The following is a 25,204-nucleotide window of genomic DNA, read 5'->3' on the forward strand; positions in this document are numbered from 1 at the left end:
CGTGCACGAATTATGATGGGACAGTGGGGATAGCGGTCTTTAAAATGAATGAGAACAGGCTCCAAAAAAGCTACTACACCATTAGACTTATACACATTTCCAGTGCGTAGGACTGCTTTGATACAATGGCCTGTGACCCCATCGAATAAAAATAAAGGATGAAAGCCCTTCGTTTGGTAATGGGTATTATAAGTCGTATCCTCCTGATTACCAGTCGTCTTAAAATTAGCGGAGTCGATATCAAAGATAAAGCCCTCACTTGACTTCACCTGTTGTACGCGATCAAATAGGCATTGTATCGTCTCCTGAAATTGACCAATCGTTTCTTCGTCTGCCTTGGAGTTTAAACGGGAAATGGTGGGTTGAGAAGCCCGCAACATGGTTGGTTCAACTTGTAAATCATCGGCTGCGTTGTCCGTATGATAGCCAGCCAAATGTTGGTATACTTTTTGCATGATGAATTATAATTAAAATGGGTGTGATGAGAGGCGGTATCTGACACGTGAATTTTTTCTTTGACCGTTTTCGTAATACCGAGTTTCTCATCAAATTCTTTGTATAAAAGAAGTACCGAATCTGATGAAAGATGACCACCATCAAAATTAATTTTGACTCTTTTCTTGTAACTTACGCTTTTTTCTTGTACACTCTTCATATAGAACCTCACATTTTTTGTTTTTTTTGTGGTGATTAAAACATATCAAAAATGAGGGTTCTTTTCACTTAAAAGGTGAAAATAAAAAAGCGAGAGTTCCTTAGTCTAATAAGGATTTCTCGCTTTTTTCTTGTTTTCTATGAATAAAGTGGGATTGAACCATCTAATAAGGAGTCATAAAATAATTATAAAAGGTGGTCGAAGTTAGATGATAGAAATATATATTGTGAAAATTCCCTGCAAAAATAGAGAATAAATTTTTTCAACAGTTATTACAGTGTGTTTCTAATGAAAAGTGCGAGAAGATTCAAAGTTTCCGTAGAAAGGAAGATGCTTATCGAGCACTCATTGCGGACCTTCTTGTCAGAAACTTGATTATACGAAAATATAATGTATTAAATGAAGAAATTGAATTTCAAAATAATTTTTATGGAAAGCCCTATTTACAGGGTTTTTATAAGTTAGAATTTAATATTTCTCATTCAGGTGAATGGGTTGTTTGTGCTATTGATAAATTTTCAATTGGTGTAGATATTGAAATGATAAAACCTATTGAATTTGATATAGCAAAATGCTTTTTTACAGAAGAAGAATATGATGATTTACTTACCGTAGATTCACTGAAGCGGTTAGATTATTTTTATGATCTTTGGACTATAAAAGAAAGTTATGTATGGTTTGATTAGGGTGGTGTTTTAAGTGGGAAATTCCTTTTAATTACATAGTAATGCTACTCCTAAGGGGAACTGCAATTCAGCGCGAAACTAAAAAACATATGGGCTTTTAGTTTTAACAACTTTAATATTCGAGAACAGGCAATACGATTTTTCAAGATATTTGCGAAATTATTAATGTCTAAAGGTTAGCTTTATATAGGAATCTTTTAAAATGAAAGCCCCCAAATTGAGAATTTCTTCAGGTTTGGTGGGTTATTTTTTAAATCGTTGCCGTACATCTTTATTGTACAAACAGTGCAGAGGGTTTAAAATAGAGCATGTGAAATTATAGAATAAAAACAATTGTAGAGTGTTAGTGGTATGGCATGAAATGATATAGAGGTGTAATAAAATGAAGAGAGTTACAATTTTGGTAGCTGACGATGAGGCAGAAATTGCTGATTTAATTGCGATACATTTAGAAAAAGAAGGCTACAATGTCGTTAAAGTAGCTGATGGGCAAGAAGCTATTCGTGTTATCCAATCTCAATCAATTGAGTTGGTGATTTTAGATATTATGATGCCTAAAATGGACGGATATGAAGTAACGCGTCAAATTCGAGGGCAATATCATATGCCTATCATTTTCTTGAGTGCGAAAACATCTGATTTCGATAAGGTGACAGGACTTGTAATAGGCGCAGATGACTATATGACGAAACCTTTCACTCCGATTGAATTAGTTGCTCGTGTAAATGCTCAGTTACGACGATTTTTAATGTTAAATCAACCGCAAGCTACTGAAAATAAATCCATTTTGGAGATTAGTGGAGTAGTCATTTATCCTGAGCAACGGACAGTTAGTCTTTACGGTGAACATATTGAGTTAACTCCAAAAGAGTTTGATATTTTATATTTATTAGCGAGTCATCCGAAAAAAGTATACACAGTGGAAAATATCTTTCAACAAGTGTGGGCCGAAGAGTATTATGAAGGAGGAAATACGGTTATGGTACATATTCGTACCTTACGGAAAAAACTTGGAGAAGATAAGAGGAAGAATAAATTGATCAAAACTGTTTGGGGGGTAGGTTATACATTCAATGGGTAAAATGTTAAGAAGCTTCCGCTCTAAAATGATTGCACTATTTGCTTTAAGCATGATACTAGCTGGTAGCATCACGTATATGATCTACAAAGGGCTTCAGCTCTATTATAAAACTATGGTTCGTTATGAGGATCCTTTAACTCAATTCCGGTCAACGATTAGGAATATTGGAGATGTTAATTTCTTTTTAATTATATTTATCCCTCTGTCTATTTTGTTTTTCTTTTTTCTTACTAGACCGTATTCAAAGTACTTTAATGAAATTTCTAATGGAATTCATTATCTTGCTAACGGTGATTTTACAAATCGAGTTCATGTTTCATCTAATGACGAGTTTAGTGATATCGCACACGAAATTAATTTAGCAAGTGAAAAGTTAAAAGAAGCTGTTGAAAGAGGAGATTTTGCGGAAAGCAGTAAAGATCAGTTAGTCTTAAATTTGGCTCATGATTTAAGGACACCATTAACATCTGTTTTAGGTTATTTAGATTTAATTCTTAAAGACGAGAATTTGACAAAAGAACAAATTAAACATTTTTCGACGATAGCTTTTACGAAATCTCAACGACTAGAGGGTCTAATTGATGAGTTATTTGAAATAACAAGAATGAATTATGGCATGCTAAAGGTTGAAAAAAGGCCGATTGATATAAGTGAATTACTTATACAGTTAGATGAGGAATTATATCCTGTATTAGAGAAGAAAGATTTAGTAGCTAGAATGAATATTGCTCCTCATTTAAACATTTATGGAGACGGTAAACTGTTGGCAAGAGTATTTGAAAATCTTTTAACCAATGCAATCCGTTACGGCTATGACGGACAGTTTGTTGATATGAATGGGCATATTGATAATGGAGAAGTTGTCGTACAAATTATTAATTATGGAGATAGTATTCCAGAGGAAGAGTTGCCGTATCTTTTCGATATGTTTTATACAGGTGATAAAGCACGAACCCAGCGGCAAGATAGTACAGGGCTTGGTTTATTTATTGCCAAAAATATTGTAGAGCAACATAACGGAACGATTTCTGCCGAAAGTAATTTAATACGAACAATATTTGAAGTAAGATTACCAGCGGACGATGGTGATGAATCTAATTTAAAAATTTAATAAAAATTTTAAGTTTACCCCACTTTTTATTTAAATAGTTTTTTTTATCCTATACTAAGTAAGGTTAAGGAGGAAACAAGAAATGAAAAAGTGGGTATTATTTTCACTTATATTATGCACAGTATGTGTTGGTATTTATTTAGCACCATTAATTCAAAATGGTGTAGAGATTAAGGTTTTGGACAAGGATGATAAGGTAACTTCTACGCATACCGAAAAGAAAGAAATTACAAAAGAGCAAATTTATAAAGGCAATCTATTACTAGTTAACAAAAATCACCCGGTTAAGGAAGATGGTGTAAAATCTGATATTATAAATTTATCTCAAAATAAAGAGTTAGTAAGAGGTTATGGAGTACTTGATAGAAATCTTCGTCTATCAAGGGAAATTGTGAATAAATTTTTGAGGGTCGTAGATGCAGCAGAAAAAGAAGGTGTTCATAATTTTTTGATCAGCAGTAGTTATCGAGATTTTGAAGAGCAAAGGAAATTATATCAAAAAATGGGCTCTGATTATGCATTGCCAGCAGGATATAGCGAACATAATTTAGGTTTGTCACTCGATGTAGGATCTACTCAAATGAAAATGGAGAATGCTCCTGAAGGAAAATGGATTGAAGAAGAGGTATGGAAGTATGGCTTTGTTCTACGCTATCCGAAGAACAAAACGAACATTACAGGTATTCAATATGAACCATGGCATATACGCTATGTCGGTTTACCTCATAGTGCCATTATGCAGAAAAAGAAGTTTACTTTAGAAGAATACTTAGATTTCTTGAAAGAGAAAAAGGAGATTTCAATTAATGCTGAGGGGAAAAAATATACAGTATCTTATTATCAAATTTCAAAGAGTACGACAGTTAATGTCCCCGTGAATCAGCATTATGAAATTTCAGGGAACAATGTGGACGGAGTAATTGTGACTGTTCATGAATAGTAGCCTACATGAGGGAGTAGCAGTGTCGGTGCACGATTCATAGTTTTTGAAGTTTCCCTATTATTATGGAAATGTTGTTGTGACTTGTGCAGAAACCCTGTCACAAAAAACGCGCTGGAATATACCCTAACACGATTTTGCAATATCTATATAGATATAAGAATTTCTTCACTTAAACGCTTTCTGAGGGAATTATTAATCACATTGTTTGAACTGTCATAATGGCTGTTCAAACAATGTTACTGAAGTAAAAAGGGATAGAAGATGCGCCAATAATGAATCACAATTTTGAACTTGAGAAAAATTCTCTATTTATCATTTCATAAAAATATTGGTCCATCTGTTTTGCTGAAACCTTGCGGCCGTTTTGAACCCACCATGCACTAAGCGAAGAAAGAGCTCCAGAGTAAAACTCCACAATAATTTCAATTGGTACCGTAAATTTTTCCCCACGGCTATTCAACTCTAGAAAATCGTGCTTGAGTGCTTCTTTATTACGTAAATTCATATAGTTATTGAAAATTGCATCATTTTTATTAGATTGCACGATGTTGTCTAGTAATTCAATATTCGGAAAAACTTCTATGGATTGGAATGGTTTTAAAACGCGCTCTTCTAAGCTGTTTTTCACATATTTTTCGTGGAATTGTTCAATTCCATAATATAATAAGTCATATTTATCCTCAAAATGCTTATAAAAAGTTGTTCGGTGAACCATTGCTTTTTCGCAAATTTGATTGACGGTGATTGAATTAAACTCCTGCCCTGGTTGTGAAAGTAAGTCTTCAAGTGCTCCCCATAATAGTTTATATGTTCTTCTAACCCGAAGATCAATCTTTTTATCATTAAAATTCATCTACATTACCCCTTATTTTGTAGTTTATATAGATACTCAACTAATTTTGATTCTTACAACTTTAAAATTATATGTGTATATTATTTTGTAGACATATGTAGTTTTATCTTACAAGTGTAGCAAATAATTAGGAATGAGGAAATAAATTTGAATACTACCAAACAAGTATTGCCAAGTGACAATATCGATGTATCGAATATTAAAAAAAGACCTATTATTATTGCTTTGATTATTGGTGCTTTTGTTTCTATTTTAAATGAAACACTATTAAGTAATGCATTACCAGAATTGATGCATGAATTTGGAGTAATGGCACCAACTATTCAATGGTTGACTACGGCCTATATGCTCGTTGTAGGTGTATTAGTACCTGTCACTGCGTTATTACAACAATGGTTTACGACAAGGCAATTATTTTTATCTGCGATGATTTTATTTTTAGTAGGGACAATTATTGCCGCCTTTGCGCCTACATTTAGCTTTTTGCTTTTAGGACGCATTATACAAGCATTCGGGACGGGGTTAATACTACCGATTATGATGAATACAATATTAATCATTTTCCCACCAGAAGAACGTGGTGGAGCAATGGGCTTGATTGGTCTAGTAATTATGTTTGCACCAGCTATTGGACCGACTCTTTCAGGTATTATTATTGATACACTTAATTGGCGTTGGTTATTTTACATCGTCATCCCACTTGCACTGCTGTCAATTATTGTTGGAGCAAAGTATTTAAAGAATGTTTCTGAATTAACTAGACCAGCAGTAGATGTCTTATCAATTATTTTATCAACTCTCGGATTTGGTGGATTTGTCTATAGCTTTAGTAAGTCAGGGGAGCTAGGATGGGGAGATGCAGAAGTTTATGGCATTTTAATTATCGGTGTTGCTTCATTAATCTGGTTCATCTTTAGACAATTGAAAATCAAAAATCCCATACTCGATTTACGCACATTTAAGTATCCAATGTTTTCGTTAACGGTCATACTAATTGTCATCGTTATGATGGCAATGTTCTCAACTATGATATTACTTCCAATGTTTTTACAAGGAATTCTTTTAGTATCAGCATTTAAATCTGGTTTAATCATGTTACCCGGTAGTGTATTGAATGGTGTTATGGCGCCAATTTCAGGGAAGCTATTTGACAAATTCGGTGCGCGCACTATCATCATTCCAGGGATTTTACTAGTAGCTGTTGCAATGTGGATGTTTATAGGAATTGATGTTACAACAACAACTGGATATATTATTACGATTCACTGTATTTTACTTGTTGGGATTTCACTTGTCATGATGCCTACACAAACACATGGCTTAAATCAGTTACCTAAAGAATTGTATCCACATGGTACAGCAATCTTTAGTACATTACAGCAAGTAGCAGGAGCCATCGGAACAGCATTATTCATTAGTAAAATGTCATCTGGACAAACTGATTATTTAACACAGTCTGAAAATCCAAATGATCCTGCTGAAATAGTCGCAGCTCTGACGGCAGGTTTTGATGATGCATTTAAGTTAGGGTTTATCATTGTTTTACTTGCTATTGTTGTTTCACTTTTCATTAAACGTGCAAAATAAGAGGTGACTGAGATATCTTAGAAGGATAGTTTTACTGAAATTTATAATACCAAAATGCGATAGTTCAACATTGATGAATAAACAAAGGGGCGTCCAATAGTCGAGAAATTGACTTATTGAATCGCCCCTTTATATTTTTTTACTCATGTTCTTTATTATTAGCTATTAATGTTTCTACGATATCAAAAAAGTCGCTACTACTAGCTTTAAAATGTCTATTGCCCCAACTTTCAGTATCGGTAGCGATAATGATTTCTTTTTTATCCCCATATAAATATACAGTATCAATCCCTTTTTCAAAAACTAGCGATACACTATATTCGCAATCTAATACGCCAAAATCACTTTTTGTACGATGCACTTTTAGTTCCTTGAGCGATTTTATTATTTCTGTTTCGCTTTCATCAAATTGGTAAGTATTTTCGATTTTTAAATTTGCTATCTTATCTACAGTTATAGAGCTAACTTTACTATCTTCTAGGTGAGTAAGGATATCCGTTATTGGTTTTTCTTTATACTTATTATATTGAAAAACGCCATAAGACCCTGCCACTAATATAATACCAATAATGATGGTAATGAGTGCCTTTTTCATGAAATGTATCCATCCCCATTTCTTAAACATCTTTACATAAGGTTAGTGGAAATTAAATACAATTACAAGTGGTTATTAGAATAATGTAACCAATGTGAATCTCTTGGTTTTCTTTGCCACCAAAATTGGCTTTTACGAAGTCTAGTTGTTGTTTAACAACTAGGACCTGAACTTGTTGTCCTGACACTGGTTATGGTCATTAAGAGTATGCATAAACTCACGTATACCGACGATTTACATGGAGTGGGCGATATGATAGGATGGTTTGCCGCTAAGCTTGTTACTGAGGGTTCTTAGCCTAAATTATATCGCTAGGGGCTCCATGCACGCTGCTTATCGATACCGAAAATTTCTAAGATGCTTTTCCTTCCGATTACATCAACTGTCGTAAATCTTCAACCCAACCGTAACGCACTTCACCGAATGGAATAGTTGAAAGAATACCTCCGACATCTACGATTCTTGGTTTTTGCTTAACGTTTTGTACAACTGCAATTATAATATCGTCTTTTTTAACATATTTCATTGTAATAGCAGCCATTTGGTCAATTGTATCTTTTCTAGATCCAATAACTACATCAGCTTCACAATCATAAGAATGAATACGGAATGCGATTTTCTTACCTGTTAAAGAGCTTAGAGCATCTAAAATTAGTACGCCAGCCATTTCAAGGGGACTTAGTACGCGAATACGTCTAAGCTCTAATATTGCATATGGTTGATCCTTTATATGTTCAATACTTTTCCTTCAGATTGTAATCTCATTTTGTTTTGGTGTCGCTGTAATTACATCTTTCCAGTGCTTATCTTCTTCGGATAAGGCATGCATTTTTTCTAAGTCAAAACCATCCACTAAAATCTTCCAGTAAATTCTTCATTCAAAATATTTTGGCCATAATAATGCGAATTTATTGTCGACCACCTGAATTTTATATATTCTGATAATTGATGTGAAGAACAACATCTTACTCATAACTTGAGCTATAATACTACTAAACATTTCAAATATTGTTAAAGAAAAGGTGTATCGTATGTATAGTAATCTAAAAGAACTAACCAGTCATAAAGTATTTCATTATTTTGCGGAGATATCCAAAATTCCAAGAGGTTCAGGGAATGAGAAAGCAATTAGTGATTATTTAGTTCGCTTCGCACAAGAGAGAAACCTTGAAGTAATACAAGATCAAGTATTAAACGTCATCATTAAAAAAGCTGCTACTACTGGTTATGAAAATGTACCGACAGTCATTATTCAAGGGCATATGGATATGGTTTGTGAAAAAAATCAAGATACGATTCACGATTTTGAAAAGGACCCTCTTCAATTAAGAATAGTAGGGGACATGCTGTATGCTACAGATACAACATTAGGTGCAGACAATGGGATCGCTGTTGCTTATGCCTTAGCGTTGTTAGATGCAGATGATTTACCTCACCCGTCGTTAGAAGTAGTCATTACAACTGAAGAAGAAACAACGATGAATGGTGCTATTGCTGTGGATGCTAAGCATTTCAAAGGTAGAATTCTGATTAATATTGATTCAGAAGAAGATGGCAAATTACTTGTTAGTAGTGCAGGGGGAGTACATGTCACGCAAGTATTGCCGATTAAATGGGATAACTCTACAGACAATGAAGTAGCTTATAGGATTCGTATTAAAGGATTAAAGGGTGGTCACTCAGGTATCTCAATCAACAAAGAAAGAGGCAATTCTAATAAATTATTAGGTAGAGTACTACATGATTTATCATCTGAGTTCCATTATTCAATACAACAGATTAATGGGGGGGTAAAACCAAATGCGATTCCACGTGAAGCAGAAGCAATTGTCTTTATACAAACGGATGATGTTGAGCCTATAAATGAAAAAATTGAGAAATACAATGATATTTTTAAAAACGAACTACAGTTTTCAGATCCAGACGTATCGATTTTCTTTGAAAAAAGAGATATCAGTTCTACAAACGTTTTCTCTTCTGAAACAATGCATAAAGCCATTACATCTTTACTTTTAATCCCACATGGAGTACAAGGAATGAGTATGGCAATATTGGGATTAGTGGAAAGTTCGACGAATTTAGGGGTTGTTACGACAACTGATTCAACTATAACTTTTGAAAGTGAAATCAGAAGTTCGCTTAAAAGTGTAAAATCCAGTATGGTCACCCAAGTAAGAACGATAGCAGAAATGCTTGAATGTGAAGTGCTTATCGATTCTGATTATCCAGAATGGCCTTTCGACCCTAATTCAAAAGCAAAGAAATTATTTGAAGAAACATATAAAGAAAAATACAGCAAAGAGATGGAAGTAATTGCTGTACATGCCGGTATTGAGTGCGGAGTATTTATCGAAAAGATTCCTGGATTAGATGCTGTTTCTATTGGACCAGATATATTCTTAGTGCATACGCCAGATGAGCATATAAGTATATCTTCAACTATAAATAATTGGGAGTATTTCATTTATACGTTAAAGAAAATGAAAGATTTTCTTTAAGCTGAGTTGCTTAAAAAAGCAAGCTTGAAAATACTTAAATCAAATGAAATTGAAAAATGGAAGTATTGATTCGTGATAGTTTCTCCTTGTAATATAGTTAGTACTAAATATATAGAACATTGCATTCATTTGAGGATAAAAGCCTGTTATTTATTATCTAATATTCACATAGATATACTAATAATATGGTATTGGAGGGGATATAAGGTGGAACAGTATTTAGAGCATAACAAAAGTATAAGAGATGAATTACTGAATAGTGTAAGCCATTTATCGGACGAGCAATTAAATAAGGAAGTTGAAGAAGGTCGTTGGACGATTATGCAAGTACTTCATCACCTGTATTTAATAGAATTTGGAGTAGCAAAAGCAATTCAATATACTTTGAAAAAAGGTGAAAAGCAGTCTGGTAAAGCCATGCCAATTGAATTAACGGTTGACCGTTCTACAAAGATAAAAGCACCTTCATTTGCAGAACCAGATGAAAACTTTATTACATTGGAAGAGATGAAAGTTAAACTGAAACAGTCATCTAATGCTCTTCTTCAGGTTGTTTCAAATAGCAACAAGGATCAATTGAAAGATAAAGCCTACCTGCATCCGACATTCGGATTAATAAGTCTAGAACAATGGGTTCCGTTTATCGGGTATCACGAAAAAAGGCATATTGGACAGATTGAAGAATTAAAAGAAAAACTATAAATCAAGAGTTTTTCAATATGAGTAACATCAAATGAAAAATCCTCTAATTAAGGAAACAAGATCTCTTAAAGGGGATAAATTAATTAAATGATAACAAAACAGACCTATTAACATACTGGGATAGGTCTGTTTTGTTGTTAAATAGGAGGTCCTAGGAATGATGGATACTATTGTTGCTAAAAAAGGCTCGTTACTGGTTTCGTCTGTGGTCACTAAATTTAATGATAATGCTACAGTAAAAGACGAGAATACTTAGCAAGAACTTATTGCTCTAATCAACAGCATAGTGGAAGAAATAAATACATAGATAACATACGATATAATTAGTGTAGAATTTAACGTAATTTGTTTATCAATAGTACAAGGTTATAAGAAGTAGTGAAGCATCTCCATTGACAAAAATAGTTATTCGTGAGATACTATTATCTATGCTGATTAGCTAGTTTATAAATGTTGGCATTCTACTAAATGTTTTTGTAGATACTTATTCACACTGGCGTGACTTTGGGGTCACAAGGACGCAAAAGAAGGTAGGGTTTGCGTTGCTTAGGTTAGAAAGCTAACCAGTGGAATTTTACCGCGGTACAGAAAGCTTCAAGCTTTTGAGTAAATATTCCCCGGATGATCGGGTTGAAATTTGAGTTTTATTAAAATTAGCTAATTATAAATTAAGGGGTACTCTCATGCTGAGGGTACCCCTTGTCCAATTCTAGAAATGATTTTCATATATATAGCAATATACAATAGTCGGCACATATAAACTGGAAGGAAAACTGAAGAATGATGCAAATACATATGCCAGAGTAAACGACTATAGCTTAAGTAGCAGATAGTCTTTTTTTTATTAAACTGAACATGGGAAAGTATGGATGCATATAATAAAATTGGCTATGATATACAGCAAGTATAAGTAATACATAATGCTTTGAAAGTATTAATACAAAGGGGAAAGTGACATTGGAGTTAATTGATAAATACATTCATGAAGTAACACGTCGTTTACCAGAAAAAAATCGAGGAGCTATTGCTCTTGAATTAAAGGCGTCAATTGAAGATATGTTGCCTCTTGAGTTTACGGAAGATGACGTAAAAGAGGCACTAAAGAAATTAGGTGATCCAGCAGTTCTTGCAAATAGCTATCAAGAAAAACCAATGTATTTAATCGGTCCTTTATATTATCAAATCTATGTATCTCTTTTAAAAATAATAGTTCCAATTGCAATGACAATTGCGCTTATTGTATTTGTAGTAGATTTCGCCTTTAGTTATACAGGGGATGAAGCCTTATTAAAGGTAGTTTTATCAATTGTTGGTGAAGGTATTAGTGAAATGATAGAAGTTGCCATTCAAGCCTTCTTTTGGTTGACTTTAGTATTTGCTGTGCTTGAACGAGTCGCTAAAGAGCCGGATAAAGATTTGGTTTCGAGCAATAATAGAAAATGGACACCTGATGCATTAAAAAAAGTTCGGCTAACTACATCACATAACTCTATTTCAAAATATGCATTTTTTGGTACTTTAGTATGGACTGCAATTTGGGTTTCGATTTATTTTAATGCTGATCGTTTACTCGGGGTGTATGTGAATGAAGCAGATAATCTCGTTTTTAAATTCTCTACATTCAATCAACAAATTTTAAATGATTTTTGGGTTCTAATTGTGGTTATTGCGGTCCTCGGAATTGCTTTAGCTCTTTACAAACTACAGCAAGGTCAATGGACTAAAAAAGTAGTTATTTTTCAGTCATTCTATGAGCTAATTTCAACTGCTGCCTTTATCATTATCATTACACGACCAAATATTATTGAACCGGAATTTACGAAGTACTTATTGACTTATGTTGATATGCAAGAGGAACGTAGTGTTTTCTTAATCGTATTAGTTGCCGTTGTGATTTCCATCATCACTGCTGTTTTTTCTATAAAAGATGCAATAAGTAGATCGAAAATGTAATGATACTACCGAATATATAACAGGGAACGACTATCACTGAGTGGACTGATAGTCGTTTTTACATGAATTATTCTGAGATTTAAAGGTGTAAGAAGTAACACAAATCGAATTGAGATTATGCATTTTTTCTTTAATTGTAAAATGATTATTGACAGTTAAAAGAATCTGTTGCATGCTTATAATTAAATATTTAGCGAAAAGAAGACTAGTATGTGTGAACTTACTGTATAAGAGAGCGATGTCCACCGGCTGCAAGGCATCGTAACAGCAAACACACGGAACCTACTTCTTAGCTCCTATGCAAACATAGGCGCAGTCTCAAGCGTTATGAGGTTGAGTGGGATGCAAAATTTGCATTCAACTAAGGTGGTACCACGAGAAGTAACCCTTTTCGTCCTTGATTTGATCGGGGGCGAGAAGGGTTTTTTATGTTGTATTGGAGGAAATATAGATGGAAAAAAAGCGAATTGTCGTGAAAATAGGGAGTAGCTCTTTGACGAATGCTAAGGGTGAGATTGATCAAGTGAAGTTCCAAGATCATATTACAGCAATTGCAGCACTGCGCAAGGCAGGTCATGAAGTGGTATTAGTGTCATCTGGTGCAGTTGCTTGTGGTTTTCGTAAGCTAGGCTACTCCTCAAGACCCGTTACTTTAAAAGGAAAGCAAGCAGCCGCGGCTGTTGGACAAAGTTTATTAGTACAATCATATACAGAGCAGTTAAGTAAGCATGATATTGTAACGGCCCAGATTTTATTAACAAGAACGGATTTTTCGAGTAAGCACCGCTATAAAAACGCTTATTCTACATTATCAGAATTATTGGACCGCTCAGTGCTTCCGATTATAAATGAAAATGATACGGTGTCAGTAAAAGAGCTAACTTTTGGTGATAATGATATGTTATCAGCGCTAGTGAGTGGTTTAGTGCATGCGGATCAGTTAATCATTTTGACAGATATTAATGGTTTATATAATGCCAACCCAAATAAAGATCCAAATGCAAAGCGCATTGACTTTTTATCTGAAGTAACGGATGAAATGTTGTCATTTGCTAGTGGTGCAGGTTCAAAAGTGGGTACGGGTGGTATGGAATCGAAAATATTAGCTGCCAAAACGGCATATGAGATTGGTGTAAAAGTATTTATCGGGAATGGTAAAGGTGAGAGGAAATTATTGCAGGTGCTTGAAGGGGTAGGGGACGGCACATATATTGAGAAAGATGAACTGCCAGTTCTAAATAATAATAAACAATGGATATCATTATTTTCAGCAGTCGCTGGCAAATTGTTTGTTGACGAAGGTGCTGAGAAAGCACTTGTATCTCAAGGTAGTAGTCTACTTCCGGCAGGTGTATACAAGATAGAGGGCAACTTCCGTAAAGGCGATGTTGTCGAGGTTTACGGTGCAAGTGGCGTCCTTGGTCGAGGCGAGGTGCTCTATTCAACAGAGGAACTAAAACAATCAATGGGCAAACGAACGGACGAATTAGTCGTATCAAATATAGAAGTCATTCATCGGGATAGATGGGTAAAGCATAATTAATAGGAGGTAACACAATGAGCGAAGTAAAAAGTAAAGGTAAATTAGCGAAAACAGCAAGCTATCATATGAACGGTAAAACAACAGCCGAAAAAAACATAGCATTACAGAAAATTGCTGAACAGTTACTAATCGATCAAGATTTAATAATGAAGGAAAATGAAAAAGATATTGCAGCAGGTCGAGCAAAGGGACTAGCTGAATCCGTGCTGGACCGCATTTTTTTAAATGATAAACGTATTCAAGATATGTCAGACGCCATTCAACTGTTAGTGCAGTTAAATGATCCCGTTGGAGAAGTATTAGAAGAGATTAATAAAGAAAATGGGTTACATATTAAAAAGAAACGCGTGCCACTTGGCGTAATCGGCATGATATATGAAGCAAGACCCAATGTAACAATCGATGCAGCAACTCTATCGTTAAAAACAGGCAACGCCGTTATTTTACGTGGTAGTTCATCAGCGAAATTCTCGAATATCGCATTAGTATCATCTATTCATAAGGCACTTCAAATGACGTCTTTACCAGTAGATGCAGTGCAGTTAATCGAAGATACGAGCCGCGAAACTGCGAAGGAATTATTCCATTTGAAAGAGTATTTAGATGTGCTCATTCCTCGCGGGGGCAAAGCATTGATCGATACCGTTGTGAGTGAAGCGACAGTGCCTGTTTTAGAGACGGGTGCAGGAAATTGCCATATTTACATTGATGAAACGGCATCGCTTCAAATGGCAACAAGCATTGTGATAAACGGAAAAACACAGCGCCCATCTGTTTGTAATGCAACAGAAAGTTTATTAATAAATGATAAATGGTTTGCAGTGCATGGTTTGGCGCTATTGGAAGAGTTAAAAGAGTATGGCATTGAGATTATTGGAGACGAAACTGTTTGTAAGGCGTTTTCTGATGCAAAACTTGCAACAGACGAGGACTGGGCAACCGAATATTTAGCTTTAACAGTGAGTGTAAAAGTTGTTTCAAATGTTGTGGATGCAGTGGCGCATATTAATGTATACGGAACGAAGCATTCAGAGGCAATTGTAACTGAGGATGCGGAATCAGCGGCCCTATTCTTGAACGGTGTGGATGCAGCAGCGGTGTATCATAATGCATCAACTCGTTTTACAGATGGCTTTGAATTTGGCTACGGTGCAGAAATAGGCATTAGCACGCAAAAGCTTCATGCTAGAGGCCCAATGGGTTTACCAGCAATGACTTCAAGTAAATATTTTATTTATGGAGAAGGGCAAGTCAGAAGCTAATATTTCGTTATAAAAGGATTTTTACTAATAGAGCAACAGGTTACGATGGTGGAGGAACAAGGAAACGGTTTAATAAGATTCTTTATGTTTCTAAAATAATACGCAGATAACTACCTGCCCAAAGAAGATCTGCAAGTTGAGTTGAGGAAGGGTAGATTGTAGGCCTGCTATATTGTTCAATCAAGTTATACTTCCAATTATAAGCCAATCTCACATGAAATAACTAGTTTTTCTACTGTAGTTAACACTCACGAGAAAGTGCATTCCCACCGTGAAAATGCTATAGTTTGAGTAATGAACGTATAGATTTAAAGGAGCAAAATGATGCAAAGATATACTTATTTACACCCGAATTCAATTGAAACGACACCGAAGATTACAGTAATGGATGAGGCAGGTCAGGCTGTATACACATTTCAACGCCATTATTCAAATGGTTTAAAGCGTATGATCGATAAAGTGATGGATTATCGGTATTTTTTAAGATATGACGTTTTGGATGTGCAGGAACAACCCCTTTTTACTTGTAAAAAAGTAACACGTAAAGGTAAAGTTTTTTATGAAGCACAAGATGTAATAGAATCGAAGAAATATATGCTTGCATATGATGGCTGGAAAAGTATGATTCCGGATCTAGTCATTACAGATGGGCAAATGAAGATGATGTTACATAAAGAAATGGAAGGCTGGTCTCGCTTTGCAGTTGACGGCGTGGATGTAGCACGTTGGCAGGCTGTTTCAGGTGAAGAGTTTACGATGGAGTTAGAAATAGAAGACCATTCACCCATTCAAAATCCATCGTTTTTCATTGCGATTAGCCAGTGTGTTTTGTTTATTGGTGCATAAGAAAAAGCAGTAGGAAATGCTTACCGATATCAATAGTAAATAAATCTTGAAAAATAAAGGAGAGCACATATTTGTTAATGTAAAATATGTGCTCTTTCTTACTTGAATTAAAACTCGCTTTTGTGGAAGAATTATTAAGTTTAACCAGGCGTGTTGATTAACCAATTTAAACCATTACCATTAAAGTGGTAGGTTGATTTCCGCTACGGGATGCTCACTTTCCGCGAGCAAGCACCAAGCCGCTTCCTTCGCTACGCTCTGTGCAGGGTCTCGGTTCGCTTGCATTTCTCGCAGGAGTCGAGCACCCTCCGCTACAATCAACTAAAAAATGTAGTAACATAAGTTAATATTGAACATAAAAAACCATTTTAACGTTAAATAACAACCTAATATTTTCCTGATCAACACACCTGAAGTTTAAAATTAAATTAGCAATGATTTATGGTCGGTTCCAAATAAAGGTTGTGACAATATATGGGAAAAGTATGGCGATGAAAAAAATAAGTAGATTTCCTGATAGCCCTATAACTTTCAATTTCCCTTTAGAATAGACCAAAGCTAAGATAACACCGATTATCGGACAAATGATTAATACACCCAGCCATACCTTCCCTGGAACAAGATCAACATTAACGAAGGTTGATAGAACATAAAAAAGTAAATTAAGGATAAAAACATAAATTGATAATAGTGCCAAATTTGCACATCCTTCTAATTTATTTATTTTTAGTATAATATTACTAAAAATATAAAATGATTTCAATTTTGAAGTTTTTATTTATTTTGAATGATCTTAGAGAGTGTATGTTCTTAAATTGAGTATAGTATTCTCTAATCATGAATTTACTACGTCATTTTTTGTGAAAAGGGGATGTGTTGATTGAAAGAAAAAATGTTGTCAATAGCGACAGTTGTTGTATTGATAACATGTATTTATGTTTATTTTAGAGCAAGGCCATATATGTTTGTAGATGAGATGTCGCAATTCGCCTCGATACCAATTATGACGCTCAAAAGAATAGTCCATTGATTGACACGTACTAAAGGTCTAGGGATTGAAGGAACTGGACTCGAATTTAAAACATACCTTTCTTATAAGAATGATAATATTTTAAATAGAAAGAACATTTTGTGAAGTGAAAATTCCATGGAATAGAAAAAGCTGCTCCGTATAGGCAACAGCTTCAGCAATTAATATTGATATTTTTTCGTGTCCGTGATGATTTTAAAGTGAACACCTTTAATTTCCTTCGTAATCTCTTCTTTTACATCATCTAGATTAAACAATTTATTGGAACCTACAAAATTGGATAGCTCCTCTATTAAACGATTAAATGAGTTTGCGAATAAGCTTCGCATCGGATCGAAATCTAAGTTACGGAAGCTTCCATCTATTTCATACGCTTCGATTGAATTCATTTGTTTTGATGCACCCGCAAAACGGTCATCGTAAACAGTATATGTTTCATCAGAAAATGCGACGATGTATAATTTCTCGCCAGTAACCGTTCGTAATTCAATATTGTTTTTGTGTTTTTTGACGTCAGTGATGCGGTGAATACCTTCTGCGTGTTTAATATTAAATAAGCACATATAAAAACCAACCTCCTAAATTTTGCAACAATACTATGTCGTGTTGATAGAACAATGCTGTATGGCTAGTATATTGTTAATATTAGAATATCATATTTACCTTAAATTAGTAATTCATTATTAGTATTGGCACGTATATATATACCTATTTTCACAACTTGGACATATACAACATACCCATTATTACCATAATTTTATAAATAAAATATTTACAGGGAAAAATAGGGTGTATAATTATATACATAACTAATCATACGATATATAGACACCTCGGTAGTCTATATATAAAATTCATTCGTTACCCAATATCTTTTTGTTAAAATAAATGATCACTTTACCAATGCCAATAAAGGAAGGGCTGGATTCATGATATACCTTTCTAAATTTCATACTCATCCAAACATTGAAATTTGAAGCTTACTTAATCTGGTTAAAAAAATGTGTGCTTGAATAAGAGGAGGAAAAAGAATGGAATGTAAGATAAATAATATCTCTATCAATTATGAAGAAATAGGAGAGGGGAAGCCCATTATAATGTTACATGGTTTTTCTCCAGATCACAGATTAATGATCGGATGTATGGAACCTATTTTTAGAAGTAGAGATGGTTATAGAAGGATATATATCGATTTACCAGGCATGGGAAAGTCAGAGAGTGCAGAAGGGATTATTAATGCTGATGCGATGCTTGACATTATAATTGAGTTTATTAATAAGATAATTCCAGATGAGAATTTCATACTTGTAGGTGAGTCATATGGTGGCTATTTGTCAAGAGGTATAATCTACAAGATGGCTGATAGGGTAGAAGGCCTTTTATTAACTTGCCCAGTTATAATAGCAGATTATAATAAGCGAACTGTTCCAGAACCTATTGTTTTAATAAATGATCAGGAGTTACTACATGGCCTAACACCAGAAGAAGTAGAAGACTTTAGTTCAATGGCGGTGGTTCAAAGCAAACATATTTATGAACGATATAAAAACGAAATAGTAGCGGGTATTAAATTAGCTGATAATATATTTTTAGAAAGATTTAAAGAAAATGGATACGGGTTTTCATTTGATGTGGATAAACTAGGTAGAAATTTTACTAAACCAGTTCTTCTATTGTTAGGAAGACAAGATTCAATTGTAGGGTATGAAGATGCGTGGAACATTTTAAGGAATTTTACAAGAGCAACTTTTGCTGTACTTGATAGAGCGGGACATAATTTACAAATAGAACAAGAGGAATTACATAATTCTCTCGTTAGTGAGTGGCTTAATAGGGTAGATGAAATAGAACAATTTAAAGATCAGGAATTATTGAGTAAGAAGGAAAAATGAAAAAGCCTAGTATGAGGAACAGGTTTTGAGCTTGTAGCTCCTTTGTTTAAATATTGATTTTGAACCCCTCTAAGCACATCTTAGAGGGGTTTTAATGTTCTAACCAATGCAAAGTGGCAGCAAATACAGAGTGATGGTCTATTCATCAGTCGATCCAATTGAGATAATCAATGATTAAGTCAAACACCTAAAATGAACCCTATTTGTCGTTTTGCCTAATCGATCATCCAAATTTATTAGTTTTAATATCATTACAGTGCACTTTTACATAAAAGTGACTAATGAGCCGCATTCATTAATTTGTATCGGATTTTTTTTATGAATTACGAAAAAGTGAAACTATTATAAAATTATATCCGTCTGTAGGGTAAATGAGAGAAAGGAGGCTGCTGTTATTGAGAATTTAGAAGAGGTAATGGAAGAACACGGTGAATACTGCATGCGTGTCGCTTATTTATATGTTAAAGATTGGGCTACTGCTGAGGAAATCATTCAAGATGTTTTTCTAACATATTATCAAAAGCAAAATCAATTTGAATATCGAGCATCGTTGAAAACCTATCTAGTGAAAATTACGGTTAATAAATGCCATGACTATTTACGAAGTTGGAAAAATAAAAAGGCCTATTTATTTCAGAAAATACATGTAGGATCAACAGATTACTCACCAGAAAAAGTCATATTATTGGCCGATGAAAAAAGTGAGCTATTACAGAATTTATTTAAGTAACCCGTTAAATATCGAGAAGTCATTATCCTATACTTTTATCAAGAATATAAGATTACAGAAATTGCGATGATTTTAAACTGCTCAGAGAATACGGTAAAGACCAGACTGCAAAGAGCAAAAAAGCGACTACGAGAACAGTTAACACAGCAAAGTTGGGAGGTGCTGTTAAGTGAATAAGATGAAAAAAGAGGTGGATCGTTCAATAGGGGAGAAGCCACGATTTCACTCGAATTTAAAGAAGAAAATACTCCTAGCTGCAAAAGAACAGCAACCGACGAAAAAGCGTATGCAGTGGAAGTATCCCGTTATATTAACAACGTTTATCATAGTATTATGCTTTTTAGCTATAACGGAATGGACAAAGCACCAAAGTGACAATAGTGCTTTTAATCGAGCTGAGTTTGAACAGTTTTTTGAAGAGCAATTGAAAAAGGATAACGCGGGCATTGATCGTTCTATTAAGGTGAAAAATACAATTTTAAAAATGGATACAGAAACGATGAAAAATGGAGATGTCATTGTCTTATATAGTAGGCATTTAAAAAGTACAGGAGAACGCAATGAACTCAATAAATTGGATAAAACTGTGTATTTTCTTGGCTATTTTGAGAAAGGTAAAAAGCAGTGGAAAAGGCAATATGCAATGTTAGCGGATGATGACACAGTAAATTTCTAGATTGCAATGGATAAAGAACCTTTTATTACATTTGGTCATTTAACTGATGATCGCATTTCAAATGTAACGATTGACCAAAAGCAAGCTACAATCATTGATACGCCAAATGGTGAGCGCCTCTGGTACGGGCTTAGTGAGAGTGAAGAGAAGAAGGTGCGATTTATTGATCAAAATGGCAGTGGAAAAGCAATACCAAGTCGCAATGCTTTTTACACAAGGGCATATGATGGGCGCAAATTAAACATAGCTATCATCGGAGAGAATCTAGAACGAACCTATAATCAAGTGACATTTACAAATGTAGAAGCAGATGAACTAAACAATGCAAAAACGGCCTATGATGCTTTCTATATAACGGATCAGTATTTTAATGAATTGTCTCAGAAGAAATGGAAAAAGACGTTTCGAAATATCAAAACACCCGTATTTTTCTTAAATATGGATGAACATACATTTATTTATTATACCGGTGAATTGACATACGATAAGCATTCTTTCCCTTCAAATAGCAATTCTGAAGGCTTCGTAAATGTTAAAGTGAAAGGTGAGAAAAATGTACACTACTGGGGATATGGAGATCCTTCAGATTCAACAAATCCAAATGAGGTTCCTCAAGATATTATGAATTTCATGCTTCGAGATATTGAAAAGTTTACGTATAAAGAGAATTAGTACACTTTCAATCACGCCACTTTGATATACTAGAAGAAAACTAGGAGTTAGCCTTCATGTCATTTTTGAAACCGAAACAAATTGTTATTTTATGCGGATTTACGATATTATTCGTAATGGATTTTTTCTCGCAGCTACCGATATTTACAGTTATACCTAAAAAAGTTATTATATTACTTACTTTAGTGTTAATACTGATTAGCTTTTTACCGATTGGAAAACAGAAAACAAATGCATTGGATGATTTTAAATGGCATGCGTTTTTAACAGGTTATTTAGTAGTAGCTATCATAGTAATGCAGCTACTTGGTGGGAAATCATCAAGCGGTATTAGCTTTAATAATGGCTTTGTTTTGCTTGTAGCGGCTATTACGATTTGGGAATTACGTTCAAAATGGCGAAAAGTAAAGCAGGAAACAGCTGGAGTAGAAAAGTGAAAAATAGTTGAAAACCACCGTTTCTTTGAACTGGCCTGTAGATTGGAATCTAGAGATAAGTATACGCATAAAGTGGACCAAAAAGTTAGCCAACTGTATTAAGTAACTAAAGGACTGAGCCTTATATTGTATAAGGCTCAGTCTTTTTAGTTTGCTTTTTTTCTTTTGTGATTGTAGGATTTCATATTTTCCTATAGTTTTGTACAAAGTTTTAGAAAGAAAGCGTCTTTAATCAAATCGATAATTTTATTCTAGCGCCTTCTGTTGGTGGGAATTATCCCTGTTTCTTGAACTAAAGCGTTACATTTAGGGCGAGAATGCTTGTTTTTGTATAATGAATTGCCAATTTAGACTTGCATAATAAACGATGGGTTATCGATGATAAAGGCCTTAAAAGACCCCTATTGGAGAGATGTTGATGTAGGATTTTCGAAATTATTTAATTAACATATTTACGTAAAAGAATATTTGTGTTAACCTTTTTAAAAATATAGTTAACACAAATAACTGTAGGTTAACCTATTTTTGAAAATATAGTAAATGGGGGACAATACATGCAACATTTTTGGGTAGTGGGTACGGACACAGATGTTGGGAAAACGTTTATCACAACAATATTCATGCGTCAGCTACAAAAGAAAGGAGATAACGTAATGCCATACAAACCTGTACAAACGGGCGAAGTGGAGGATGAAGATGTCAAATATTATCATGATACAACAAGCTATTTACAGTACAGCTTGAAACCTTTAATAAAAGAGTCACTTAATACATATTCTTTCCCCACGCCTGCCTCCCCACATTATGCAGCAGAGCTTGAAGGAGAAACCATACAAGAAGATAGACTACAAAAAGCTATTGAATCATTAAAGCAACAATATGACACGATTATTTGCGAAGGGGCAGGGGGACTATATGTTCCACTTCATTCGGATACTACTTTGATATTGCTAGATGTCATCAAGCAATCTGGTTTACCAGTAATACTCGTAGCGAATACGAAGCTTGGTACAATCAATCATACATTGTTGTCTGTAGAGGCATTAAAAACTCAAAACATTGAATTACTTGGTATCGTGTTTAACCAATTCCAACAGAATGCGTTAGAACAAAATAATATTGATACAATACGCCGCTTTACTTCTGTGCCAACTTTGGTCATTGAGGCGAATCGTACGATTGAAAGCTTCGATCATGAATCAATTATAGAAAGGTTGATGACATGTGACGTATGAAGAACTTCAATCCCTTGACCTTGAACATATTTGGCATCCTTGTTCACAAATGAAAGACTATGAATCCTTTCCACCGATTATTATAGAGCGTGGTGAGGGGGTGTGGTTGTATGACGAGCAAGGCAAGCGTTATTTAGATGCTGTTTCTTCATGGTGGGTCAATTTATTTGGTCATACAAATCCGCGTCTCAGCAATGCTTTAGCTGAGCAAGCTCAAAAACTGGAACACGTGATTTTTTCAAACTTTACACATAAGCCTGCAATTTACCTGGCAAAAAAACTCGTTGCGTTAACACCAGAAGGTTTGGAAAAAGTATTCTTTGCCGATAACGGCTCCTCAGCAATTGAAGTCGCTTTAAAAATGAGCTTTCAGTATCGAGCTCAAACCGGTCAGCCAAAGAAAAAACGCTTTTTAGCATTAACAGGTGCATACCATGGCGAAACACTAGGTGCACTGTCTGTTGGAGGTGTCGATTTATACAACGAAGTATATGCTCCTCTTTTACTTAATGTTGTACGTGCACAGGGACCTGATTGCTTCCGCTGTCCTTTTGAGGAGTCACCAGAGACTTGTAACGCCTCGTGCACACAATATGTGGAAGAACAATTGAAAGAACATGCAGATACAATTTCAGCTGCTATTATTGAGCCATTAATTCAAGCGGCAGCAGGTATGAAGATGTATCCCCCTGTGTACATAAAAAAATTAAGAGCATTATGCGATGAATATGATGTTCATTTTATTGCAGATGAAGTGGCAGTTGGTTTCGGTCGTACAGGTACTTTATTTGCTTGTGAACAAGCCGGTATTACACCAGACTTTTTATGTTTATCAAAAGGAATTACGGGTGGGTATTTACCGCTCTCCGCTGTATTAACTACAAATGAGGTATATAACGCTTTTTATGATGATTACGGTACGATGAAAGCTTTCTTACATTCGCATAGTTATTCGGGCAACCCACTTGCCATTCGGGTCGCTGAGGAAGTATTAGATATATTTGAGGATGAACAGGTTTTGGTTCAGTTGGAATCTAAACAAAAAATATTGAAAGAGCTAGCTCATGAGGCATTTGCCCATTTACCTTATGTAGGTGAATACCGTCAAACTGGATTTGTTGGCGCAATCGAATTGGTAGCTGATAAAAAGACGAAGGCACCTTTCCAAAGTGAAGAGCGTATCGGTTATCAAATTTATCAACGTGCACTTGAAAAAGGTCTCCTTATACGCCCACTTGGTAACATTATTTACTTTATGCCACCATACGTCATTTCCGAAGATGAAATGACATGGATGGTTGACACAACTAAAGAAGTAATAACTCAATTTTTCAAGGAAAGAGGTAAGTAAATTGAAAAATGCACGTATTTTTTCTCTTTCACTCGTATCAATTTTTGCTGCGTTGACCGCAATTGGCGCTTTTATTAAAATTCCACTACCCGTTGTACCCTTTACTCTGCAAATTATTGTTGTGTTTTTAGCAGGTTCATTGTTAGGGAGTAAGCGAGGTTTACAGAGTCAATTAGTTTATGTTCTCGTTGGTCTAGCTGGGCTACCCGTCTTTGCAGAAGGTGGTGGTTTTATGTATGTATTAAAGCCGACGTTTGGTTATTTAATTGGCTTTGCTGCAGGTGCATATGTGATTGGTTGCATAATTGAACGAGTGGAACAACCTACACGTAAAGATTTTATAAAGGCGAATTTAGTTGGTACTGTTGTGATTTATGCTGTAGGTGTACCATATCTTTATATGGCATTGAATCTTTGGATGGATGTACCAACTAGCGTATCACATGTGCTCGTAGCCGGATTTTTTAGTACAGTGGGTGTTGACTTTGCGCTTGCTATTTTTACAAGTTTATTAGCTATCCGTCTATATCCGATAGTGAAAAAAATGCTTGCAACGAAAAGTGAAAAACAAAATGGACTTGCAAACACTAGCTCAAGAAGTTAGTAAAGATAAAGAATTAACAAATGAAGAAGCAATGGCTATATTAATGATTGAACATGTTGAACTTCTCCCATTACTTCACAATGCATTTACAATCCGTAAACTTTAATACGGAAAAAAGTGAAGTTAAATATGATTATGAATGAACAAAGTTGTTATTGTCCAGAGGATCTTGGCTATCTTCAACCATTAGGGGTATATGCAGCGAATAGTATTTTCGTGAGAGACTATTAAACAACTGAAGGTCAATAGTAAGTAAAACTTA

At 34.7% G+C, this 25,204-nt stretch carries 26 protein-coding genes, 1 pseudogene and 1 other annotated feature; of the genes and pseudogenes, 20 read left to right on the top strand and 7 right to left on the bottom strand.

From position 1 onward, the window contains the following. On the bottom strand, positions 1–434 hold a 434-nt coding region (locus tag JFL43_RS09755), incomplete at its 3' end, for a transposase (RefSeq protein ID WP_200748905.1). Further along, positions 344–655, bottom strand: coding sequence for a transposase (locus tag JFL43_RS23490; RefSeq protein WP_200748906.1), 312 nt, complete (start codon positions 653–655; stop codon positions 344–346). The genes JFL43_RS23490 and JFL43_RS09755, both read right to left, overlap by 91 nt. 305 nt (positions 656–960) lie before the next feature. Here JFL43_RS23490 and JFL43_RS09765 point away from each other — a divergent pair, with 305 nt between their 5' ends. From JFL43_RS09765 to vanY, 4 genes are all read left to right on the top strand, one after another. Next, positions 961–1,341 carry a 4'-phosphopantetheinyl transferase family protein gene (locus JFL43_RS09765; protein WP_407701971.1) on the top strand — a complete coding sequence of 127 codons (381 nt, stop codon included), beginning with the start codon at positions 961–963 and terminating at the stop codon, positions 1,339–1,341. Between the two features lie 382 nt (positions 1,342–1,723). Then, a complete protein-coding gene (locus tag JFL43_RS09770) occupies positions 1,724–2,422 on the top strand; it encodes a response regulator transcription factor (protein ID WP_100797049.1) in 699 nt (232 codons plus the stop codon). Then, on the top strand, positions 2,415–3,533 hold the full coding sequence (locus JFL43_RS09775) for a HAMP domain-containing sensor histidine kinase (protein WP_200748907.1): 1,119 nt from the start codon (positions 2,415–2,417) through the stop codon (positions 3,531–3,533). The genes JFL43_RS09770 and JFL43_RS09775 overlap by 8 nt, the downstream gene beginning before the upstream one ends. A gap of 82 nt (positions 3,534–3,615) precedes the next feature. Further along, positions 3,616–4,473, top strand: coding sequence for a VanY-A/VanY-F/VanY-M family D-Ala-D-Ala carboxypeptidase (gene vanY / locus JFL43_RS09780; RefSeq protein WP_200748908.1), 858 nt, complete (start codon positions 3,616–3,618; stop codon positions 4,471–4,473). A 280-nt stretch (positions 4,474–4,753) separates the two neighbouring features. Here the strand turns inward: vanY and JFL43_RS23185 are convergent, their stop codons facing one another. Next, positions 4,754–5,329 (bottom strand): TetR/AcrR family transcriptional regulator, encoded by a 576-nt coding sequence (locus JFL43_RS23185; protein WP_200748909.1) that lies wholly within the window; start codon positions 5,327–5,329, stop codon positions 4,754–4,756. A gap of 147 nt (positions 5,330–5,476) precedes the next feature. On the opposite strand from JFL43_RS23185, the gene JFL43_RS09790 reads away from it, so the two are divergent. Continuing rightward, positions 5,477–6,916: a DHA2 family efflux MFS transporter permease subunit gene (locus tag JFL43_RS09790; RefSeq protein ID WP_200748910.1), complete on the top strand. Its 1,440-nt coding sequence runs from the start codon at positions 5,477–5,479 to the stop codon at positions 6,914–6,916. A gap of 139 nt (positions 6,917–7,055) precedes the next feature. On the opposite strand, the gene JFL43_RS09795 is transcribed toward JFL43_RS09790, so the two are convergent. Beyond that, positions 7,056–7,511, bottom strand: a complete 456-nt coding sequence (locus tag JFL43_RS09795; protein WP_200748911.1) for a hypothetical protein — start codon at positions 7,509–7,511, stop codon at positions 7,056–7,058. A gap of 373 nt (positions 7,512–7,884) precedes the next feature. Then, on the bottom strand, positions 7,885–8,178 hold the full coding sequence (locus JFL43_RS09800) for a hypothetical protein (RefSeq protein WP_200748912.1): 294 nt from the start codon (positions 8,176–8,178) through the stop codon (positions 7,885–7,887). A 364-nt stretch (positions 8,179–8,542) separates the two neighbouring features. Here JFL43_RS09800 and JFL43_RS09805 point away from each other — a divergent pair, with 364 nt between their 5' ends. The 6 genes from JFL43_RS09805 (at position 8,543) to JFL43_RS09830 (ending at position 16,315) form a co-directional block, all read left to right on the top strand. After that, positions 8,543–10,009, top strand: a complete 1,467-nt coding sequence (locus tag JFL43_RS09805; protein ID WP_200748913.1) for an aminoacyl-histidine dipeptidase — start codon at positions 8,543–8,545, stop codon at positions 10,007–10,009. Positions 10,010–10,216: 207 nt separating this feature from the next. Further along, positions 10,217–10,711, top strand: coding sequence for a DinB family protein (locus JFL43_RS09810; protein WP_200748914.1), 495 nt, complete (start codon positions 10,217–10,219; stop codon positions 10,709–10,711). Positions 10,712–11,668: 957 nt separating this feature from the next. Then, positions 11,669–12,664 (top strand): HAAS signaling domain-containing protein, encoded by a 996-nt coding sequence (locus JFL43_RS09815; RefSeq protein WP_200748915.1) that lies wholly within the window; start codon positions 11,669–11,671, stop codon positions 12,662–12,664. A gap of 187 nt (positions 12,665–12,851) precedes the next feature. After that, positions 12,852–13,066 (top strand) — a binding site (T-box leader). 49 nt (positions 13,067–13,115) lie between these two features. Next, positions 13,116–14,207, top strand: a complete 1,092-nt coding sequence (gene proB / locus JFL43_RS09820) for a glutamate 5-kinase (RefSeq protein ID WP_200748916.1) — start codon at positions 13,116–13,118, stop codon at positions 14,205–14,207. Between the two features lie 14 nt (positions 14,208–14,221). After that, on the top strand, positions 14,222–15,469 hold the full coding sequence (locus JFL43_RS09825) for a glutamate-5-semialdehyde dehydrogenase (RefSeq protein ID WP_200748917.1): 1,248 nt from the start codon (positions 14,222–14,224) through the stop codon (positions 15,467–15,469). 321 nt (positions 15,470–15,790) lie between these two features. Further along, positions 15,791–16,315: a tubby C-terminal domain-like protein gene (locus tag JFL43_RS09830; RefSeq protein WP_234447710.1), complete on the top strand. Its 525-nt coding sequence runs from the start codon at positions 15,791–15,793 to the stop codon at positions 16,313–16,315. A gap of 439 nt (positions 16,316–16,754) precedes the next feature. Here the strand turns inward: JFL43_RS09830 and JFL43_RS09835 are convergent, their stop codons facing one another. After that, positions 16,755–17,012, bottom strand: coding sequence for a hypothetical protein (locus tag JFL43_RS09835; protein ID WP_100797065.1), 258 nt, complete (start codon positions 17,010–17,012; stop codon positions 16,755–16,757). Positions 17,013–17,506: 494 nt separating this feature from the next. Beyond that, entirely contained in the window at positions 17,507–17,908 is a 402-nt protein-coding gene (locus JFL43_RS09840) for a hypothetical protein (protein ID WP_200748918.1), read from the bottom strand. A 468-nt stretch (positions 17,909–18,376) separates the two neighbouring features. Here JFL43_RS09840 and JFL43_RS09845 point away from each other — a divergent pair, with 468 nt between their 5' ends. The 9 genes and pseudogenes from JFL43_RS09845 to JFL43_RS09885 all read left to right on the top strand — a co-directional run bounded on the left by JFL43_RS09845 (position 18,377) and on the right by JFL43_RS09885 (position 25,048). Beyond that, positions 18,377–19,237 (top strand): alpha/beta fold hydrolase, encoded by an 861-nt coding sequence (locus JFL43_RS09845; RefSeq protein ID WP_200748919.1) that lies wholly within the window; start codon positions 18,377–18,379, stop codon positions 19,235–19,237. Between the two features lie 415 nt (positions 19,238–19,652). After that, a pseudogene (locus tag JFL43_RS09850) lies at positions 19,653–20,144 on the top strand (RNA polymerase sigma factor). Beyond that, positions 20,137–20,643, top strand: coding sequence for a hypothetical protein (locus JFL43_RS09855; RefSeq protein WP_200748920.1), 507 nt, complete (start codon positions 20,137–20,139; stop codon positions 20,641–20,643). The pseudogene JFL43_RS09850 and the gene JFL43_RS09855 overlap by 8 nt, the downstream one beginning before the upstream one ends. 6 nt (positions 20,644–20,649) lie before the next feature. Continuing rightward, positions 20,650–21,315 carry a hypothetical protein gene (locus JFL43_RS09860; RefSeq protein WP_200748921.1) on the top strand — a complete coding sequence of 222 codons (666 nt, stop codon included), beginning with the start codon at positions 20,650–20,652 and terminating at the stop codon, positions 21,313–21,315. Between the two features lie 56 nt (positions 21,316–21,371). Further along, the gene (locus JFL43_RS09865; protein ID WP_200748922.1) at positions 21,372–21,752 is read left to right on the top strand and encodes a hypothetical protein; all 381 of its coding nucleotides are present in this window, start codon (positions 21,372–21,374) and stop codon (positions 21,750–21,752) included. A gap of 554 nt (positions 21,753–22,306) precedes the next feature. Next, the gene (gene bioD, locus JFL43_RS09870; RefSeq protein WP_200748923.1) at positions 22,307–22,987 is read left to right on the top strand and encodes a dethiobiotin synthase; all 681 of its coding nucleotides are present in this window, start codon (positions 22,307–22,309) and stop codon (positions 22,985–22,987) included. Further along, the gene (gene bioA, locus JFL43_RS09875; RefSeq protein ID WP_200748924.1) at positions 22,977–24,338 is read left to right on the top strand and encodes an adenosylmethionine--8-amino-7-oxononanoate transaminase; all 1,362 of its coding nucleotides are present in this window, start codon (positions 22,977–22,979) and stop codon (positions 24,336–24,338) included. The genes bioD and bioA overlap by 11 nt, the downstream gene beginning before the upstream one ends. Position 24,339: 1 nt before the next feature. Next, positions 24,340–24,942 (top strand): biotin transporter BioY, encoded by a 603-nt coding sequence (locus tag JFL43_RS09880; RefSeq protein WP_200748925.1) that lies wholly within the window; start codon positions 24,340–24,342, stop codon positions 24,940–24,942. After that, a complete protein-coding gene (locus tag JFL43_RS09885; RefSeq protein WP_200748926.1) occupies positions 24,911–25,048 on the top strand; it encodes a hypothetical protein in 138 nt (45 codons plus the stop codon). The genes JFL43_RS09880 and JFL43_RS09885 overlap by 32 nt, the downstream gene beginning before the upstream one ends. Positions 25,049–25,204 lie beyond the last annotated feature (156 nt).

The organism is Viridibacillus soli (genome assembly GCF_016612995.1).
GTDB lineage: Bacteria > Bacillota > Bacilli > Bacillales_A > Planococcaceae > Viridibacillus > Viridibacillus soli.

Coding starts and splice junctions, on each gene's coding strand:
- JFL43_RS23490 (WP_200748906.1), bottom strand. CDS start 655: ATGAAGAGTGTACAAGAAAAAAGCGTAAGTTACAAGAAAAGAGTCAAA.
- bioD (WP_200748923.1), top strand. CDS start 22,307: ATGCAACATTTTTGGGTAGTGGGTACGGACACAGATGTTGGGAAAACG.
- JFL43_RS09840 (WP_200748918.1), bottom strand. CDS start 17,908: ATGTGCTTATTTAATATTAAACACGCAGAAGGTATTCACCGCATCACT.
- JFL43_RS09845 (WP_200748919.1), top strand. CDS start 18,377: ATGGAATGTAAGATAAATAATATCTCTATCAATTATGAAGAAATAGGA.
- JFL43_RS09800 (WP_200748912.1), bottom strand. CDS start 8,178: ATGGCTGGCGTACTAATTTTAGATGCTCTAAGCTCTTTAACAGGTAAG.
- JFL43_RS09830 (WP_234447710.1), top strand. CDS start 15,791: ATGATGCAAAGATATACTTATTTACACCCGAATTCAATTGAAACGACA.
- vanY (WP_200748908.1), top strand. CDS start 3,616: ATGAAAAAGTGGGTATTATTTTCACTTATATTATGCACAGTATGTGTT.
- JFL43_RS23185 (WP_200748909.1), bottom strand. CDS start 5,329: ATGAATTTTAATGATAAAAAGATTGATCTTCGGGTTAGAAGAACATAT.
- JFL43_RS09770 (WP_100797049.1), top strand. CDS start 1,724: ATGAAGAGAGTTACAATTTTGGTAGCTGACGATGAGGCAGAAATTGCT.
- JFL43_RS09805 (WP_200748913.1), top strand. CDS start 8,543: ATGTATAGTAATCTAAAAGAACTAACCAGTCATAAAGTATTTCATTAT.
- JFL43_RS09885 (WP_200748926.1), top strand. CDS start 24,911: ATGGACTTGCAAACACTAGCTCAAGAAGTTAGTAAAGATAAAGAATTA.
- JFL43_RS09775 (WP_200748907.1), top strand. CDS start 2,415: ATGGGTAAAATGTTAAGAAGCTTCCGCTCTAAAATGATTGCACTATTT.
- JFL43_RS09825 (WP_200748917.1), top strand. CDS start 14,222: ATGAGCGAAGTAAAAAGTAAAGGTAAATTAGCGAAAACAGCAAGCTAT.
- proB (WP_200748916.1), top strand. CDS start 13,116: ATGGAAAAAAAGCGAATTGTCGTGAAAATAGGGAGTAGCTCTTTGACG.
- JFL43_RS09795 (WP_200748911.1), bottom strand. CDS start 7,511: ATGAAAAAGGCACTCATTACCATCATTATTGGTATTATATTAGTGGCA.
- JFL43_RS09860 (WP_200748921.1), top strand. CDS start 20,650: ATGGATAAAGAACCTTTTATTACATTTGGTCATTTAACTGATGATCGC.
- JFL43_RS09865 (WP_200748922.1), top strand. CDS start 21,372: ATGTCATTTTTGAAACCGAAACAAATTGTTATTTTATGCGGATTTACG.